Source organism: Streptomyces sp. NPDC002386 (assembly GCF_053593175.1).
In genome coordinates this window covers 347237-364721 of record NZ_JBSFBX010000002.1, presented here as the reverse complement: position 1 = coordinate 364721, position 17485 = coordinate 347237, and the positions used below count along the sequence as shown (strand labels likewise).

Genomic DNA, 17485 nt, shown 5'->3' with positions numbered 1-17485 from the left:
GTTACAGCGGACGTACGAGCGGTGCACAGAATTTGCACGAGAGCGCGTGCTAGGGGTTTCATGACCGGTCCGTCTCGGGCCGGTTCCGGTTCCGGTTCCGGACCGGAGGCGGACGCGGAGGCTGTAGCGTGGCCGACGGAGACCGTAACAACACCGCGCGCACCGCGGGCAGAAACGACGGCGAGGACCGATGGCACAGACGCACAGCGCCCAGGGCCCGTCCGACCCCGAGGCGACTGGCGGCGGCATGTCAGAGACGCCCGAGATGTGGGGCAACGGCGGGCTCGTCGGCGACGGCCGGTACCGGCTGACCCATCGGCTGGGCCGAGGCGGGATGGCCGAGGTGTTCGCGGCCGAGGACGTCCGTCTGGGCCGCACGGTCGCGGTCAAGCTGCTCCGCGCCGATCTGGCCGAGGACCCGGTCTCCAAGGCCCGCTTCACGCGCGAGGCCCAGTCCGTCGCCGGTCTCAACCACCACGCGATCGTCGCCGTGTACGACTCCGGCGAGGACTTCGTGGGCGGCCAGTCCGTGCCGTACATCGTGATGGAGCTGGTCGAGGGCCGCACCATCCGCGACCTGCTGCTCAACGCCGAGGCGCCCGGCCCGGAGCAGGCGCTGATCATCGTGTCCGGGGTGCTGGAGGCGCTCGCCTACTCGCACCAGCACGGCATCGTGCACCGCGACATCAAGCCGGCCAACGTCATCATCACCAACAACGGCGCCGTGAAGGTGATGGACTTCGGCATCGCCCGCGCGCTGCACGGGGCGTCGACGACGATGACGCAGACCGGCATGGTGATGGGCACCCCGCAGTACCTCTCCCCCGAGCAGGCGCTCGGCAAGGCCGTCGACCACCGCTCCGACCTGTACGCGACCGGCTGCCTGCTGTACGAACTCCTCTCCCTGCGGCCCCCGTTCACCGGCGAGACCCCGCTGTCGGTGGTCTACCAGCACGTCCAGGACATCCCCACCCCGCCCTCGGAGGCCTCCGACGCCTGCCCGCCGGAGCTGGACGGCCTGGTCATGCGCTCGCTCGCCAAGGAGCCCGACGACCGGTTCCAGACCGCCGAGGAGATGCGCGGCCTGATCCAGTACGGCCTGCAGATGCTGTACGAGCAGGGCGGCCACACCGGTACCTGGAACACCGGTCCGGTGGCCGCGCACGACGGCCGGCACGCCGCCGCGGCCGGCTTCGCGGGGACGGCCGTGATGCAGCACCCCGGCGACTTCGGCGCCGGCACCACGCAGATCCCGCAGCCGATCCTGCCCGGCGGGTACGGGGGCGGCGACGACGGCGGCTTCGAGGGGCACGGCAACCGGGGCAGCGGCCGCGGCAAGCTGTGGATCCTCGCCGTGCTCGCCGTGATCGCGATCGCGGCCGGTGTCGCGCTGGCGCTCAACCACAACAACGACGGTGGCGGCGGCGGGACCAAGCCGACGCCGACCCACTCCAAGGCCACGAAGGACGAGACGGCCTCCGAGTCGCCCTCCGACGACAACACCGACCGGCCCTCGGACCCGTCCACCGACAACGGGACGGACAACGGCAGCGGTTCGAACTGGGGGACTCCGTCGTACACCCCCTCGTACACGCCGTCCCAGTCGGTCACCGACGACCCGAGCGACGAGCCGTCGGACCCGGAGCCCTCGGACACGCTGCCGTCGGACCCGACGGACGGCGGCACCGACGCGGGGACCACGGACGGCACCGACGGCGGTGCCACGGAGGGCTCGGACGGGGGCGTCACCCCGTCCGCCCCGGTGTCCCCCTGAGACACCCCGGCTGACACGACTCCCACGCGCGCGGGCGGGCCACGGCTCACCCGCGCGCGTGGCGTTGCGCGCGCATCTCCGGACGCCCCGGCGCCCTCACCCCGCGAACGCGTCGCACACCGCCTCGTACTCGCGCGTCCACCACACCGCGAGCGCCGAGGCGGCCGGGAACTGGCAGTCCGCGCGGGTGTCACCCCGCTCGTAGTGCCAGCGCAGCATCCAGAAGTCGTTCAGCCGCTCCCACCACACCCGGTGCACGGCCGCCGCCAGCTCGGACGGCGTGGCGCGGGCAGCGCGCCGGTACGCGCGCGCGTACGCCCGCACCTTGGGCAGGTCGAGCGCGCCCGCGGGCCGTACGAAGAAGATCGCCGCGGCGCGTACGGCCTCCTCCGCACGGGGCTGCACGCCCAGCCGGTCCCAGTCCACGATGGCGGCCGGGCCGTCGTCCTTGTAGAGCAGATTGAAGGGGTGGAAGTCGCCGTGCACCCAGCCGACCGGGCCGCCGCGCGGCGGCCGCCGACCGGCGTGCTGCTCGAGCAGGGCGCGGCGCTCCAGGAGCCGGTGGCGGGCGAGCTCGTCGAACGCGTCGGCGGGGCGGTGGCGGCGTACGTGGCCGAGCAACTCGTCGATCAGGGCGAAGGTGTCGGCCGGGTCGGCGCTCTCGACCGGATGCGGGCCCGTCGCCGGGCGGGTGCGGGCCTTGGGCGGCATCACCCGCTCCAGGCAGGCGTGCACGGCGCCCAGGAGCGCCCCCAGGCGCGCGCTCTCGGAGCGGGTGAGCTGGCCGCCGTGGCGGTGCCGCCCGTCGATCCAGGGGTGCAGGGCGTAGGCGTGGCCGCCCACGACGGCGACCGTGCGGCCCTCGCGGTGCGCCAGCGGCTGGGCCACGGGGACGCCGAGGTCGGCCAGGCGCTGGGTGGCGCGGTGGCGGCGCTCGATGGCGGCCGGGTCGGCCGTGTCCGGATCGAAATGGTGCTTGAGGAAGTAGCGGCCGCGGGTGGTGCGCACCCGGTAGCCGCGATTCAGCAGACCCTGGTCCACGGGTTCGCAGGCAAGTGCGGTACCGGCCGCGTACAGGCGCAGCAGGGCGCCCAGAGGGGGCGCGTGCGGTACAGGGGGTGGTACACATGAGCGCGGCACGCGCCAGATGTTAGGGCAAGGAAAGACCCTGTGAGCTGCGGCTTGTCACAGCCAGTCATCGGCGGTCGCATTTGGTCACAGGGTGCACACGGGTGAACCGCGTCGTGGGATGTCCAGTTCCACGTCTCGAATGATGAGACCGCTCATCGGTCATATCCGGAATTCTCATGTTTCGCCCGCGAGGTGCGAGTCACAAGTCGACTCTTCCCGTGTCCGGGGTCGCCGGGATAACGTGCCGTTGCTCCGGCCTCCTGCAAGGCTGTGACCAGCGACCTTCCGCCTCCTGCGGATTTACTTGGAAATCCAAGCAAAAACGCAGGTCAGGAGGGGTTTCACAGATATGTGGAGCACTGGGTAACGTAAAAGTCGCAGGGCGCTCGCCGGGGCACCTGTCACGCCTGTTCCCGGCCGAGTGGCACCCACCCCGTGCCCGGTGGTCGAGAACAGGTGAGCCGCACTGGCCTACCGGCAACCCCGGGGGCCGGAACGACGGAGGAGCACACGTGACCGTGGACAGCAGTGCCGCGCGCAAGCCGCGACGCAGCGCCGCAGGCAAGGCCGGCACCACCGGCACCAAGCGCACCACCCGCACCACCCAGAAGAGCACCGACCCGGAGCTGGTGCAGCTCCTGACGCCCGAGGGCAAGCGGGTCAAGAACGCCGAGTACGACCGCTACGTCGACGGGATCACCCCCGACGAGCTGCGTGGCCTGTACCGCGACATGGTGCTCACCCGACGCTTCGACGCCGAGGCCACTGCGCTGCAGCGCCAGGGCGAGCTGGGCCTGTGGGCCTCGCTGCTCGGCCAGGAGGCCGCGCAGATCGGCTCCGGCCGCGCCCTGCGCGACGACGACTACGTGTTCCCGACCTACCGCGAGCACGGCGTGGCCTGGTGCCGCGGGGTCGACCCCACCAACCTGCTCGGGATGTTCCGCGGCGTGAACAACGGCGGCTGGGACCCGAACGGCAACAACTTCCACCTGTACACGATCGTCATCGGCTCCCAGACGCTGCACGCCACGGGATACGCGATGGGCGTGGCCAAGGACGGCGCCGACTCGGCCGTCATCGCCTACTTCGGCGACGGCGCCTCCAGCCAGGGCGACGTGGCCGAATCGTTCACCTTCTCCGCGGTCTACAACGCGCCGGTGGTGTTCTTCTGCCAGAACAACCAGTGGGCGATCTCCGAGCCCACCGAGAAGCAGAGCCGCGTCCCGCTCTACCAGCGCGCCCAGGGCTTCGGCTTCCCGGGTGTGCGCGTGGACGGCAACGACGTGCTGGCCTGCCTCGCGGTCACCAAGTGGGCGCTGGAGCGCGCCCGTGACGGCGAGGGCCCCACCCTGGTCGAGGCGTACACGTACCGCATGGGCGCCCACACCACCTCCGACGACCCCAGCCGGTACCGGGGCGACGAGGAGCGGCTGGCCTGGGAGGCGAAGGACCCGATCCTGCGCCTGCGCCGGTTCCTGGAGGAGTCAAACCACGCGGACGAGGGATTCTTCGCGGAACTCGAGGCCGAGTCCGAGGCGTTGGGCAGGCGAGTGCGCGAAGCGGTCCGTGCCATGCCGGACCCGGACCACTTCGCCATCTTCGAGAACGTGTACGCGGACGGGCACGCGCTCGTCGACGAGGAGCGAGCCCAGTTCGCCGCCTACCAGGCGTCGTTCGCGGACGCAGAGGGGGGTCACTGAGATGGCCGAGAAGATGGCTCTTGCCAAGGCGATCAACGAGTCGCTGCGGCGCGCTCTGGAGACGGACCCCAAGGTCGTCGTCATGGGTGAGGACGTCGGCAAGCTCGGCGGCGTCTTCCGGGTGACGGACGGGCTGCAGAAGGACTTCGGCGAGAGCCGGGTCATCGACACCCCGCTCGCCGAGTCGGGCATCGTCGGCACCGCGATCGGTCTCGCCCTGCGCGGCTACCGCCCGGTGGTGGAGATCCAGTTCGACGGCTTCGTCTTCCCGGCCTACGACCAGATCGTCACCCAGCTCGCGAAGATGCACGCCCGGTCGCTGGGCAAGGTCAAGATGCCCGTCGTCATCCGCATCCCCTACGGCGGTGGCATCGGCGCGGTCGAGCACCACTCGGAGTCCCCCGAGGCCCTGTTCGCGCACGTGGCCGGCCTGAAGGTCGTCTCCCCGTCGAACCCGTCGGACGCCTACTGGATGATGCAGCAGGCCATCCAGAGCGACGACCCGGTCATCTACTTCGAGCCCAAGCGCCGCTACTGGGACAAGGGCGAGGTGGACCCGGAGGCCATCCCCGGCCCGCTGCACAAGGCGCAGGTGGTGCGGGAGGGCACGGACCTGACCCTGGCCGCCTACGGCCCGATGGTGAAGCTGTGCCAGGAGGTCGCGGCCGCGGCCGCCGAGGAGGGCAAGTCCCTGGAGGTGCTGGACCTGCGCTCGGTCAGCCCCCTGGACTTCGACTCCGTCCAGGCCTCGGTGGAGAAGACCCGCCGCCTGGTCGTGGTCCACGAGGCGCCGGTGTTCTTCGGCTCCGGCGCGGAGATCGCCGCCCGGATCACCGAGCGGTGCTTCTACCACCTGGAGGCCCCGGTGCTCCGGGTCGGCGGCTACCACGCCCCGTACCCGCCGGCCCGCCTGGAGGAGGAGTACCTGCCGGGTCTGGACCGGGTGCTCGACGCCGTCGACCGTGCCCTGGCGTACTGAGGAGAGGGTTCGTGACGACGATGACGGAAGCATCCGTACGCGAGTTCAAGATGCCCGACGTGGGCGAGGGACTCACCGAGGCCGAGATCCTCAAGTGGTACGTCCAGCCGGGTGACACGGTCACCGACGGCCAGGTGGTGTGCGAGGTCGAGACCGCCAAGGCGGCCGTCGAACTCCCCATCCCCTATGACGGCGTGGTCCGTGAGCTGCGCTTCCCCGAGGGCACCACGGTCGACGTGGGCACGGCCATCATCGCGGTGGACGTGTCGGGCGGCGCGGCTCCGGAGGCCCCCGCCGGGCAGCCCGAGACGGCCGCCGCCGCTCCGGAGGCCCCCGAGGCGCCGGAGCCCGAACCGACGGGCCGCCAGCCGGTCCTGGTCGGCTACGGCGTGGCCACCACCTCCACCAAGCGCCGTCCGCGCAAGGGCCCGGAGGTCAGCGTCCCGGCCGCCGCCCAGGCGGTCCAGGCCGAGCTGAACGGCCACAGCGCCCCGGCGGCCCCCGACCGGGACCGCCCGCTGGCCAAGCCGCCGGTGCGCAAGCTGGCGAAGGACCTCGGTGTCGACCTCGCCACGGTCACCCCGTCCGGCCCGGACGGCGTGATCACCCGCGAGGACGTGCACGCGGCCGCCGCGCCGCGGGCCGCCGAGACCGCCGCGCCGGTCACCCCGGCGCCCGTCGCCCCGGCTCCGGCCGCCGCGCCCGCCGCCGTGACCCACGACGGCGCACGCGAGACCCGGATCCCGGTCAAGGGCGTCCGCAAGGCGACGGCGACGGCGATGGTCGGCTCCGCCTTCACCGCACCCCACGTCACGGAGTTCGTGACCGTGGACGTGACGCGCACGATGAAGCTGGTCGAGGAACTCAAGCAGGACAAGGAGTTCCAGGGCCTGCGGGTCAACCCGCTGCTGCTGATCGCCAAGGCGCTGCTGGTCGCCATCCGCCGCAACCCGGACGTCAACGCGTCCTGGGACGAGGCGAACCAGGAGATCGTGCTCAAGCACTACGTCAACCTGGGCATCGCGGCCGCCACCCCGCGCGGTCTGATCGTGCCGAACATCAAGGACGCCGACGCCAAGACGCTGCCGCAGCTCGCGGCGTCGCTGGGCGAGCTGGTGTCCACGGCGCGCGAGGGCAAGACCTCGCCGGCCGCGATGCAGGGCGGCACGGTCACCATCACCAACGTCGGCGTCTTCGGCGTCGACACCGGCACGCCGATCCTCAACCCCGGCGAGTCCGCGATCCTCGCGGTCGGTGCGATCAAGCTCCAGCCGTGGGTCCACAAGGGCAAGGTGAAGCCGCGCCAGGTGACGACGCTCGCGCTGAGCTTCGACCACCGCCTGGTCGACGGCGAGCTGGGTTCCAAGGTGCTGGCCGACGTGGCGGCGGTCCTGGAGCAGCCGAAGCGGCTGATGACCTGGGCCTGACGCCCGTCGCCCGGGTGGCTCCCGGGCGCTGAGGGGGGTGGTCGCGACTTCGTCTCGCGACCGCCCCCTCTCCCGTTCGGGCCCGCTCCGGCCGCACCCGGTACGGAGCCGGTGCCGTCGGCGGGTCCTGGGGGAGACGCCCCCTAGCGCGGGCGCGGATCGGGTGCCGGGTCCTCACGCAACCAGTGGTGTCCCGTGCTCCAGCCCAGCAGCCGGCGGCCGGTGCCACGGTCCACCCGCTCGCCGGACATGACCTGGCGCAGTCCGGTGAGGGCGGGGGCGAGCCGGCCCGCGATGTGCCAGGGCTGCCGCGCGCAGACCTCGCCGACGCGGTCCAGGGTGTCCCTCTGCCGGTCCGGCGGGCACAGGGACAGGTGGAACACCATCTGCCGCCAGGCGTAGGCGACGTCCTTGATGGTGCCGAGCGGCCGCGGGTTGTGGTGGACGCGCCCGGTCAGCCGGCACACCGTGTCGAAGCAGCGCAGGGCCACGTCGTCCCAGCCGGCGCCCGGATCGATGCCGACCCGGTGGACCAGGGTCGCCAGGTTGTGGGTGGTGAGGATCTGCGCCTGCTCGATCACCGTGCCGTTCCCCGCGACCCAGGAGCCGGACCGCCCCGAGCCCGGTGCGAACTCGGCCGCACGCTCCCCGCAGAGCGCCGCGAAGCCGGGAGACGTACGGGCACCCCCGGACCGGAGGACGGACTCGGCCGCCTCGATGACGGCGAGGTTGCGCACCGCCGCGTAGTCGATGGCGTAGTACCGCTCGTACAGCGAGCCGCCGCCGAGGAGTTCGGCCGCGACGCGCGCGGCGGTGAGGAACTTCGGGGTGAACGTGCCCATGAAGATGTCGGCCGCGAGTTCTTCCACGAAGGGCGCGCCCAGTTCGGCCTGGCGGGCCAGCACGGACAGCTCGCGGACCAGCGGGTTGGGCAGGATCGTGCCCGGGAAGGCGCGCACCGCGAGGCCGCCGAGCTGCCGCAGCGCCCCGGCCGCGGCTTCGTCGGCCCCGGAGCCGGCCCGCTGGGCGGCGACGGCCCGCACCCACGGCAGTTCCTCCACCCGCACCTGCCGCTGGAGGTCGAACAGCAGCAGGGAGCGGCGGTTGCGGAACGCGCGGTAGTGGGCCGCGGCGAGCGACCGCAGGGCCGGATCGTGGTGGGCCTCGGCGGTGGTGGCGGCGACGAGCTGGGGGACCAGCTCGGCCAGGACCTCCGCCGAGGGAACGACGCCGCGCTCCACGAGCGTGGCGACGGGCGCGCTGAGCGCGGCCGTCACGGGCCGGCGCACGGCGGCCGGGACGACCGCGCCCGCGGGCACACCCGTCCCGCCCGCCTCCCGCTCGCTCACCGGGGCGACGACGGCCTCCACCTCCTCGACCCCGCCGTCCTGCGGCAGGCCCGACAGGCGGCCCAGTACGACGCCTGCCAGCGCGTGGTGGGAGGGCAGCGCGGCGTGGGCGGCCTGCCGCAGGCGCAGGGCGGTGTGCCCGGCGCTGCCGGGACGCCCGCGCCGCCGGACCATGGAGGCGACGGCGTGCCGCAGCAGCCCGAGCCGCCGCGGTGTGAGCTCCCGTGCGGCGACGGTCTCCTCCAGCGCCCCGCGCAGGATGCCCAGGTTCTCCTTGGGCCTCAGATGCCTGGTGCAGTACGTGTGGCGCCGGGCGAGCTCGCGGTAGCGGCTCAGCAGCGCGGTGGAGCGGGCGTGCCACGGGTCGGCGGGGCCGGGGACGCGTATGTGTCCCCGCTCGTCGGTCACCTCCAGCCAGTGCAGCAGCAGCTCGTCGCCGAAGGGGTGCCAGACGGCCAGGGCCTCTCGCTGCGTCTCGACGGCCGTGCTGGGACGGCGGGCGGCGAGTGCCGCGCGGGCGTCGGCGACGGTCGACCGGTGCACGAAGTCGGCCCGGGCCACGGGCCGGCCCGACGGCCGGGGACCGAAACGGAGCCGGTCCGCGAACGGCGCGAGCTCCTCCACCAGGTCGAGCGCGGCCGCCGGCTCCCCGGCCCGGACCAGCCAGGCGACGGTGAGCAGCGCGGCCTCCTCGGGAACGGTCACCTCGTAACGGCCGCTGTCGAGAAGGCCGTGGAGATGCGCGAGCCCCTCCTCGGACAGGAAGTGCGCGAACAGCGCCCGCCGGGTCGCGGGCACACCGGCGCGACGCGCGGTGGCGATCTCGTGGTCGAGCAGCGGGCCGCCCGCGCTCGGTTCGCCGGTGGCGAAGCCGCCCCGGACCACCTCGGGCGTGACCCAGGCGGGCAGGCCGGCGACGGGCGTGCGGGAACCGATCGTCAGCAGGCCGTTCGCCATGCCGTCCAGCACGGCGCGCCACCTGCGGCCGCGTTCCGCGCCGCGTCGACGGGTCTCCGGGTCCGGGTGGCCGGCGGCCGTGCGGAAGGCGGCGGCCAGCTGACCGGCCGCGTATCCGGGGTTCGCCTGGGCAAGATGCTGCTGCTCAGCGTCGTCGTTCATAGCCGACGTGGCGGGTCCCGCCCCCGCGCCCTCCGGGTCCCGAGCCCGGTGCTCTGCTGCTGAGCTACACGTCGATGGGCCGACAGTAGGAGGCGCCGCCGCGCCCCCACAAAGGATTTTCGGTGCCGGGCCACGCCATCCCGGTTCCTGGCAACAACCCTGATGGTGCGTCAGGGGCGCCTCGGGGTCGAGGCGGGGAAGTCACCGATGTGGCCGGCGGGGCGCGGACGGCACGCTGATGACATGTCGGAAACCACCGCCGCTCGCCGCGGTCCCTCTCTCCTCCGCCGCCTCGCCGCTCCCGTCGCCGCCGCCGCTCTCCTGGCGGGTGCGGCGGGTGTCTGGGCATCCGGTGCCGCCCACGCCGCGCCCGCCGCCGGCACCCGGTCCGTCGCCGGGTTCGGCGACTGTCCGGCGCTTCCCGAGGGCGTGGACCCGGCACGCTGGAGATGCGAGGTGCACACGGCCGCACCGAAGCTGACCATGGGCGAGGTCACGCTGACGCTCGCCCCGATGACCATGACGCACGCCGAGGGACCCATGCCGGACGGCACCAACGGGCAGGTGTGGGGCGCGTTGCACAGCGCGCCGACCGCCGTGCCGGGCGGTCTCACCGGCACTCCGGCGGGCGAGCACGCCCCCGGTCGGGGCCTGGCGATACGGCCGGAGTACGGCGGACGGTCGGACTTCTACACCGGAGCGCTCAGCCTGCGCTTCCGGCTGCTGAGCCCCGCGCTGCCGCGCGGTTGCGTCATCGGCGCGAGCGAGCCGGTCGACTTCCGGGCGAAGCGCTCGGGGCCCTCGAAGTGGGTCTCCCAGGATCCGCCGGTGATCGAGTTCTCGGCGTACGACGACACCTTCACGGCCCCCGCGCCCGAACACTGCGGACCGCTGACCGGGCTCCTCGGCAGACGCCTCGGCCTGCCGGCGGCCACCGGCAACCTGTTGTCCTACGATGCCTCGTACACCTTCCGGACCTACGACCAGCTCACCTAGGGACGCCCTTCCCGGGGCCGGCCGACATGCGAAAGGGGCCCGCCGCGGCTGTGCGCGACGAGCCCCTTCCCGCTCCGCGAGGGTCAGCTGATCCTGGCGTAGGCGTAGTTGACGAGCTTCTTGACATCCGACGTGCGGTCGGTCGCCGAGGGCGCGGTCATCACGGCGCCCGTGATCGACTTGCCGTTCAGCGTGGCCGCGAAGACGAGGCAGTACTTGGCCTCCGTGCCGGAGCCGGTCTTGACGCCGAGCACACCGTTCCAGCCGAGCAGGGTGTTGGTGTTGGTCCAGGTCCCCATCGTGCGCGTGGCGCCGGAGCTGGCGATCGTCTTCGCCGTGTACGACTTGGTCTTCACGACGGACTTGAACGTGGAGCTCTTCATCGCACTGCGGGCGAGGACCGTCAGGTCCTTCACCGACGAGTAGTTGGACCCGTTGCTGATGCCGTCGAACGAGTCGAAGTGCGTGTTCGTCATGCCGAGGTTCTTGGCCGTCGTGTTCATCTTCGAGATGAACGACTTCACACGCGCGCTGACCGTCGTACCGGAGCCGAACTTGTCGGCGAGGGCCATCGCGGCGTCGCAGCCGGACGGAAGCATCATCCCGTACAGCAGCTGACGGACGGTGACCTTGTCACCGACGATCAGGTGGGCCGACGAGGGGTAGCCCTTGCGGACCATGTAGTCACTGATCGCCTTCTTGATCGTGACCTTGGTGTCCAGGTTCAGGTTCGACTGCGAGAGCACGACCTTCGCGGTCATGATCTTCGTGGTGGAGGCGGTGAGCCGGTGGGTGTTCTCGGACTTCTTGAAAAGGGCCGTGCCGGTCGCGCTGTTCATCACGTACCCGCTCTTGGCGGTGATCGTGGGCGCCGTGAGGGCCTGCGCGGGCGCAGCGGTGAGGGCGCCGGTGGCGAGCACCGCACCAGCCGTGACGGCGACGGCGGCGGCTCTGCGGACGCGGGTGCCCTTAATGCCGGTAATCAAAGCGATATACCCCGATTGTCTGGAATGCCCCTGGTATGCGGCCGAGTTGAGATGGCGAGCCAAGTGGGGCCGCACGAGTGTGACACGTAAATAGCACAGAAGGTTGTGCGGCCGCTGGAGGTGATTTCCGTCAGGTCCGCATGATGGACGCGAACCCTCTTGCGTACGTGTTGTATCTATCCTGTGGGCATGGCAACGCCCGTGAAGCAACCACCCGCCGCCGACCGCGTCTACACCCACGTCAAACAGGGCGTACTCGACCGCCGTTACGAGGGCGGGACGCTGCTCACCGAGGGCGAGCTGGCCGATGCCGTGGGCGTCTCGCGGACACCCGTCCGGGAGGCGCTGCTGCGGCTGGAGATGGAGGGCCTGATCAGGCTCTACCCGAAGAAGGGCGCGCTGGTCCTGCCGGTGTCGGCACAGGAGATCGCCGACGTCGTCGAGACCCGGCTGCTGGTGGAGGAGCACGCGGCGCGCAAGGCCGTACCCGCTCCGCCGCGACTGCTGGAACGGCTCGCCGAGCTGCTGGAGAAGCAGAAGGCGCAGGCCGCCGCGGGCGACTTCGCCGCCGCCGCGATGACCGACCGCTGCTTCCACGCCGAGATCGTGCGCAGCGGCGGCAACGAGATCCTCTCGCGGCTGTACGACCAGCTCCGCGACCGCCAGTTGCGGATGGGGGTCGCCGTCATGCACTCGCACCCGGACCGGATCGCCAAGACGCTCGCCGAACACGAGGAGATCCTCCGGGCGCTGGGCGCCGGTGACGCGGAGGCGGCCGTGGAGGTCGTGCACCGGCACGTGAGCTGGTTCTCGCACCTCGCGCGGGGTGAGGTGCGATGAGCGGCACCACCCTGCCGGGTGACCCCCCGGGCGGCCGTCGTGCCGTCGCGATGTGGTCGATCGGCGTCTCGGTCTACTTCGTCGCCGTCATCTTCCGCACCTCCCTGGGCGTGGCCGGCCTCGACGCGGTCGAACGCTTCCACGTGGGCGCCTCGGCGCTCTCGACCTTCTCGATCCTCCAGCTCCTGGTCTACGCCGGTATGCAGATACCCGTCGGCCTGCTGGTCGACCGGCTCGGCACCAAGAAGGTGCTGAGCCTCGGCGCGGTGCTGTTCACGCTGGGCCAGCTCGGCTTCGCCTTCTCGCCCTCCTACGGCATGGCGCTCGCCTCGCGCGCGCTGCTCGGGTGCGGTGACGCGCTGACCTTCATCAGCGTGCTGCGCCTGGGCACCCGCTGGTTCCCCGTCCGGCGCGGACCGCTGGTCGCTCAGCTCGCGGGCCTGGTGGGCATGGCGGGCAACCTGGTCTCCACCCTGGTCATCGCCCGGCTGCTGCACGGCGTCGGCTGGACCGCCGCGTTCGCCGGCAGCGCGCTGGCCGGCGCGGTCGTACTCGTCCTGACGCTGCTCTTCCTGAAGGACCACCCCGAGGGGCACGAGCCGGCGCCGTCCGCGCATCAGGGCGCGGTCTACGTCCGGCGGCAGATCGCGGCGGCCTGGCGGGAGCCCGGCACCCGGCTGGGCATGTGGGTGCACTTCACCACCCAGTTCCCGGCGATGGTCTTCCTGTTGCTGTGGGGCCTGCCGTTCCTGGTCCAGGCGCAGGGCCTCAGCCGGGCCACGGCCGGCGAACTGCTCACCCTGGTCGTGCTGTCCAACATGGTGATCGGCCTGGTCTACGGCCAGGTCGTGGCCCGGCACCACGCGGCCCGGCTGCCGCTGGCGCTGGGCACCGTGGCCGCGACGGCGCTGGTGTGGGCGGTGACGCTCGCCTACCCGGCCGAGCATGCGCCGATGTGGCTGCTGGCGGTGCTGTGCGTGGTGCTCGGCGCCTGTGGTCCCGCCTCGATGCTCGGCTTCGACTTCGCCCGCCCGGCCAACCCGCCCGAGCGACAGGGCACCGCCTCCGGCATCACCAACATGGGTGGTTTCGTCGCCTCGATGACGACGCTGTTCGCGGTCGGGGTGCTGCTGGACGCGACCGGCGACGACTACACGGTGGCCTTCTCCGCGGTGTTCGTCCTGCAGGCCCTCGGCGTCAGCCAGATCCTCCGCCTGCGCGGCCGGGCCGCCCGGCGCGAGCGCGAGCGCCTGGTGGCGAGCCGGGTGGAGACGGTCCACGTGCCCGCGTGAGGCGTGCGCCCGCCGTACACCGGACGGGTTCCCGGCGGGCACCCGCCGCGGGCCGGTGGGCGGGTCCGGCACCGGCCCGCGGACGGCTCCTGGGAGTGCGTCCCCGCGGACGGCTCCTGGGAGTGCGTCAGCGGGCCACCGGGACCAGCGTGAGGTAGGCCAGGCCGAGGACGCCCCGGTAGGCCATCCACTGGGCCCGGTGCCGGTCGAGGCGGTCGCGGAGCGCGGCGGCCGAGGGGTGCTCCGGATGCCGGGCGAGCCACACCTCGGAGTCCGCCTGGTAGGCGGACTCGAACTCCTCCCACTCCTCCCGGCTCGCGGTCTCCGTCCACTCGGGCCGGAAGCCGGCCTCGACGGCGAGGTCGAGCAGGGTGCCCAGGTCGCAGTGGTCGCCCGCGGACGCCTCCGGCCACATCCGGGCCAGCTCGTCCGGGGCCGGAGGCCGCTCCCAGAAGCCCTCGCCGAGCACCACCCGCCCGTCCTCGGCCACCAGCCGCCGCAGCTCGCGCAGCGCCCCGGCGACCGGGGAGGCGGCGGTGCTCAGCGCCTGGCTCGCGCCCAGGCACAGCACCAGGTCGGCGGGACCGCGGCCGGTGCCCAGCGCGGACTCCTCGGCGAACACCACACGGTCCGTGAGCCCGCGCGCCCCGGCGTTCCGCCGTCCGCGGACCAGGTCCTCGCCGTTGACGTCGACGCCGACCCCCCGGGCGCCGGGTACGGCCTCCAGCAGGCGGAGCAGCAGTTCGCCCCAGCCGCAGCCGATGTCCAGCACGGTCCGGGGCCGCGTGGCGGCAAGCCTGCGGACCAGGGCGGTCGCCCGGGCGTCGGAGAGGGGGCCGTGGAAGGTGAGGCGGGTGAGCCGGGGCGGGCCGTCGTCGTCGGTCATGCGGGGCACGTTAGTGAGCCGGGTGGCTCCGGTCACCGGAATATCGCGGCCTCGGAGCCGCCGCGCGCTACGGTCCCGCGAGCCGCGAGCCGCGAGCCGCGAGCCGCGAGCCCCGGTCCCGCGAGCGGCCCGCCCCGGCACTGCGAGCCGCCCCCCTCCGCGTCGGCGGACCCGCACGCCTCGGCTCCGGCTCCGCTACGGCGTCACCTTCAGGTTGCGCAGGATGGCCGCCGTCAGCTCGGGGTCGCCCTCCGTCTTCACCCGGTCCGCCACCGCCTCCGGGGTCACCCGGCCGCAGGACAGGCGGACGTAGGTCTCCCAGTCGAGGGTGATGGTGGCCGCCGGGCCGAGGGCGGGCGCGGTCTCCAGCGTGCCGCGGCCCTGGATGTCGACCCGGATCGTGCGCAGGAACTCGACGGGCCCGTGCACGTCGAAGACGATCGCGGAACTGCGCGGCGCGTCGGCGTCCTTCGCCACGACCTTGGGCAGCGCCTCCAGCAGCATGTCGCGGGTGACGTGGGCGCCGGGGGAGTCGAGGTTGCCGGGGCGGGCGAGGGCCGCGCGCAGGTCCTGCTCGTGCACCCACACGTCGAAGGCCCTCGTGCGCATCGCCTGTTCGAGAGTGACCTCGCTGCCCATCGGGCCGCGCACCTTGGTGCCGGGGTCGCGGGACTCGTTGCGCAGCTGGCGGTTCCTGCGGATGACGGTGTACTCCAGTTCCGCCGTCATCTCCGGTGCCGTGTGGTGCCGGCGGACGTCGACCTGCATCTCCATGTAGCGCTGGTGGCCGTTGGTGACGTGGAAGAGGTCACGGGGCAGCGTGTGGATGGGCCTGGGGTCGCCGAGCATCTCGCAGTCCAGGCCGATGACGTGCGAGACCACGTCGCGGACGGACCAGCCGGGGCAGGGGGTCCGCCGGTTCCACTCGGCCTCCGGGAGCGGCTGCACCAGCTCGGATATCGCTTCGATGGAGTGGGTCCAGGCGTCGGCGTAGGGCTGGAGGGTGGGATGCAGACTCACGGAACGGGACCCCTCGGCGGTCGGTACACGGGCAGGTTGTGGCGGCGTTGCCGGCGGACGGTGGCTGCACTCGGCGGGTGTCGTGGCACTCCCCCGGCTCTCGACTTCGCTCGAGCGGGGGACCCCCAAGTTACGCTGCTCCGAGGCACCCCGGCAGTGCTTTCGTGTGACGATCGTAGGCCTGTATGGACGACTCGAATGCCAGGACGGTGGTAGTGTGCGCGCCTCGCTGATCCAGATCGCCGTGGACGAGGGCGAATCGGTGGCCTCCCGACGGCGGCGGGCGGCCGCCCTGATCCGGGAGCAGGCCGGGTCCGACCTCGTGGTCCTGCCCGAGCTGTGGACCACCGGCGCCTTCGCCTACGAGGAGTTCGGCGCGGAGGCCGAACCGCTCCAGGGACCGACGTACGAGGTGATGGCCAAGGCCGCGAGCGACGCGGGTGTGTGGCTGCACGCCGGCTCGATCCCGGAACGCGCCGCGTCCGACGGCGGCCCCGCCGGGGGCGACGGCCCCCTCTACAACACCTCGCTCGTCTTCTCACCCTCCGGCGAGCCGGCCGCGGCCTACCGCAAGATCCACCGCTTCGGCTTCGACAAGGGCGAGGCCGTGCTGATGAGCGCGGGACGGGACGTGGTGACGGTCCGGCTGCCCGACACCACCCTCGGCGTCGCCACCTGCTACGACCTGCGTTTCCCCGAACTGTTCCGCGCGCTGGTCGGCGCGGGCGCCGAGACGCTGGTGATCCCGGCCGGCTGGCCCGAGCGACGGCGTGCGCACTGGACGCTGCTGGCGCGGGCGCGGGCGGTGGAGAACCAGGCGTTCGTGCTCGCCTGCGGAACGGCCGGGACGCACGCCGGGGTTCCGCAGGCCGGGCACTCGATCGTGGTCGATCCGTGGGGCGAGGTGCTCGCCGAGGCGGGCGCCGGCGAGGAGGTCCTCACGGTGGAGTTCGACCCCGCGAAGGTGGCGGCGACCCGTGAGCAGTTCCCGGTGCTGAAGGACCGGGTGATGGGACTCGAACCGCCGCGCCGCTGAGGCGAGGTTGGGGCCACGGCCGGGGTCCCCACCCGGCCGTGGCCCCGGCTCAGTCCTCGCGCTCCTTCTCCGCCAGGTGGATCACGCACACCGCCACCGCGATCAGCAGCGCCGGGTCCGCGTCCTCCCGTACGACGTCGACGCCGTACGTCTCACGCACGTGCAGCCAGCGCCGGGAGATCACGGCGAGGAGTTCGCCGTCGTACTCGACCGCGAACTCCCGGTCGAGGATCTTGCCGCTGACGTCCAGGTCGGTGCCGTCGGCCAGGGACACCCGGTAGTGGTTGCGCAGCAGCGACAGCCGTTTGCGGCGGATCGTGGCCAGGCCTTCGCCGTCCCGCTCGATCACCATGGTGTCGCGCAGGGCGAACATCTTCTGGTGGATGTCGATGAGGACGCGCCCCTGGGCGTCCTTCAGCTCGAAGGTGTCCCGCAGCCGCATGGCCTTGCCGTCGACGAGGAACACCTTCTGGCCGTGCTCGTCCTCGATCCAGTAGTCGTCACCGATGCCGAGGATCCGGTCGCGTACGAGGAATCTCATGCACTGACCGTTCCCCGGCACCGGGCGGTCGTCACAAAGCCGTCCCCGGGCAGGGGGAGCGTCACACGCCGTAGCCGTCGGAGTAGCCGTCGCGGACGTGATGGTGGTGGTGGTGTTCCTCCTCGACGACCGGCGTCGGCGGCACCACGACCCGACGGCGCCGTGCGATGCCGCTGAACGTGGCGACGCCGATGAGCCCGACGGCCATGAGGATGATCCCGACGAGGTCGAGGTTGACTCCCTGCATGTGCCAGTCCGTCGCGAACGTCAGGATGGCACCCAGGGCGATGAGGATGATGCAACCGCCGAGGCCCATTGTCGTCGCCTCCCCTTCCGGTTCCGGAATCTCCGGTGCCGTCCGGGTACCCGGGGCCGTCCCGAACATGTATGGGACGGCCCGTGACGGGTG

Annotated in this window: 15 protein-coding genes and 1 tRNA gene; 8 read left to right on the top strand and 8 right to left on the bottom strand. The window is 72.5% G+C overall.

The genetic code is table 11. The annotated features are described in order from the left end of the window. Positions 1 to 190 precede the first annotated feature (190 nt). Positions 191 to 1774, top strand: a complete 1584-nt coding sequence (locus ACWCPN_RS05790) for a protein kinase domain-containing protein (protein WP_451202632.1) — start codon at positions 191 to 193, stop codon at positions 1772 to 1774. Positions 1775 to 1870: 96 nt separating this feature from the next. Here the strand turns inward: ACWCPN_RS05790 and ACWCPN_RS05785 are convergent, their stop codons facing one another. After that, positions 1871 to 2914, bottom strand: coding sequence for a phosphotransferase (locus ACWCPN_RS05785; RefSeq protein ID WP_199211259.1), 1044 nt, complete (start codon positions 2912 to 2914; stop codon positions 1871 to 1873). A gap of 503 nt (positions 2915 to 3417) precedes the next feature. Between ACWCPN_RS05785 and pdhA the strand changes: the two genes are divergently transcribed. Genes pdhA through ACWCPN_RS05770 form a run of 3 tightly spaced genes read left to right on the top strand, consistent with a single transcriptional unit; the run spans position 3418 to position 7011 of the window. Next, complete coding sequence (pdhA, locus tag ACWCPN_RS05780; protein WP_199211260.1) at positions 3418 to 4605, top strand: pyruvate dehydrogenase (acetyl-transferring) E1 component subunit alpha; 1188 nt, start codon at positions 3418 to 3420, stop codon at positions 4603 to 4605. 1 nt (position 4606) lies between these two features. Continuing rightward, positions 4607 to 5584: an alpha-ketoacid dehydrogenase subunit beta gene (locus ACWCPN_RS05775; protein ID WP_451202629.1), complete on the top strand. Its 978-nt coding sequence runs from the start codon at positions 4607 to 4609 to the stop codon at positions 5582 to 5584. Between the two features lie 11 nt (positions 5585 to 5595). Continuing rightward, entirely contained in the window at positions 5596 to 7011 is a 1416-nt protein-coding gene (locus ACWCPN_RS05770) for a dihydrolipoamide acetyltransferase family protein (protein ID WP_451202628.1), read from the top strand. 143 nt (positions 7012 to 7154) lie between these two features. On the opposite strand, the gene ACWCPN_RS05765 is transcribed toward ACWCPN_RS05770, so the two are convergent. Together ACWCPN_RS05765 and ACWCPN_RS05760 are read right to left on the bottom strand one after the other, a co-directional pair. Next, positions 7155 to 9479 (bottom strand): hypothetical protein, encoded by a 2325-nt coding sequence (locus tag ACWCPN_RS05765; protein WP_451202627.1) that lies wholly within the window; start codon positions 9477 to 9479, stop codon positions 7155 to 7157. 2 nt (positions 9480 to 9481) lie between these two features. Further along, positions 9482 to 9553, bottom strand: a tRNA-Pro gene (locus tag ACWCPN_RS05760). 169 nt (positions 9554 to 9722) lie between these two features. On the opposite strand from ACWCPN_RS05760, the gene ACWCPN_RS05755 reads away from it, so the two are divergent. Then, positions 9723 to 10475 carry a hypothetical protein gene (locus ACWCPN_RS05755; protein WP_451202626.1) on the top strand — a complete coding sequence of 251 codons (753 nt, stop codon included), beginning with the start codon at positions 9723 to 9725 and terminating at the stop codon, positions 10473 to 10475. 83 nt (positions 10476 to 10558) lie between these two features. Here the strand turns inward: ACWCPN_RS05755 and ACWCPN_RS05750 are convergent, their stop codons facing one another. Continuing rightward, on the bottom strand, positions 10559 to 11461 hold the full coding sequence (locus ACWCPN_RS05750) for a D-alanyl-D-alanine carboxypeptidase family protein (protein ID WP_199211262.1): 903 nt from the start codon (positions 11459 to 11461) through the stop codon (positions 10559 to 10561). A 189-nt stretch (positions 11462 to 11650) separates the two neighbouring features. Here ACWCPN_RS05750 and ACWCPN_RS05745 point away from each other — a divergent pair, with 189 nt between their 5' ends. Both ACWCPN_RS05745 and ACWCPN_RS05740 read left to right on the top strand, forming a co-directional pair. Further along, complete coding sequence (locus ACWCPN_RS05745; protein ID WP_451202625.1) at positions 11651 to 12301, top strand: GntR family transcriptional regulator; 651 nt, start codon at positions 11651 to 11653, stop codon at positions 12299 to 12301. Beyond that, a complete protein-coding gene (locus ACWCPN_RS05740) occupies positions 12298 to 13593 on the top strand; it encodes an MFS transporter (RefSeq protein ID WP_451202624.1) in 1296 nt (431 codons plus the stop codon). The genes ACWCPN_RS05745 and ACWCPN_RS05740 overlap by 4 nt, the downstream gene beginning before the upstream one ends. A 127-nt stretch (positions 13594 to 13720) precedes the next feature. Here the strand turns inward: ACWCPN_RS05740 and ACWCPN_RS05735 are convergent, their stop codons facing one another. Beyond that, positions 13721 to 14479 (bottom strand): class I SAM-dependent methyltransferase, encoded by a 759-nt coding sequence (locus ACWCPN_RS05735; RefSeq protein ID WP_451202622.1) that lies wholly within the window; start codon positions 14477 to 14479, stop codon positions 13721 to 13723. Positions 14480 to 14674: 195 nt separating this feature from the next. Then, positions 14675 to 15499 (bottom strand): maleylpyruvate isomerase family mycothiol-dependent enzyme, encoded by an 825-nt coding sequence (locus ACWCPN_RS05730; RefSeq protein ID WP_199211266.1) that lies wholly within the window; start codon positions 15497 to 15499, stop codon positions 14675 to 14677. A 217-nt stretch (positions 15500 to 15716) separates the two neighbouring features. On the opposite strand from ACWCPN_RS05730, the gene ACWCPN_RS05725 reads away from it, so the two are divergent. Beyond that, the gene (locus tag ACWCPN_RS05725; protein ID WP_451202621.1) at positions 15717 to 16535 is read left to right on the top strand and encodes a carbon-nitrogen family hydrolase; all 819 of its coding nucleotides are present in this window, start codon (positions 15717 to 15719) and stop codon (positions 16533 to 16535) included. Positions 16536 to 16584: 49 nt separating this feature from the next. On the opposite strand, the gene ACWCPN_RS05720 is transcribed toward ACWCPN_RS05725, so the two are convergent. Further along, entirely contained in the window at positions 16585 to 17076 is a 492-nt protein-coding gene (locus tag ACWCPN_RS05720) for an LURP-one-related/scramblase family protein (protein WP_365121728.1), read from the bottom strand. 61 nt (positions 17077 to 17137) lie between these two features. Continuing rightward, a complete protein-coding gene (locus tag ACWCPN_RS05715) occupies positions 17138 to 17392 on the bottom strand; it encodes a DUF6458 family protein (RefSeq protein ID WP_199211268.1) in 255 nt (84 codons plus the stop codon). Positions 17393 to 17485 lie beyond the last annotated feature (93 nt).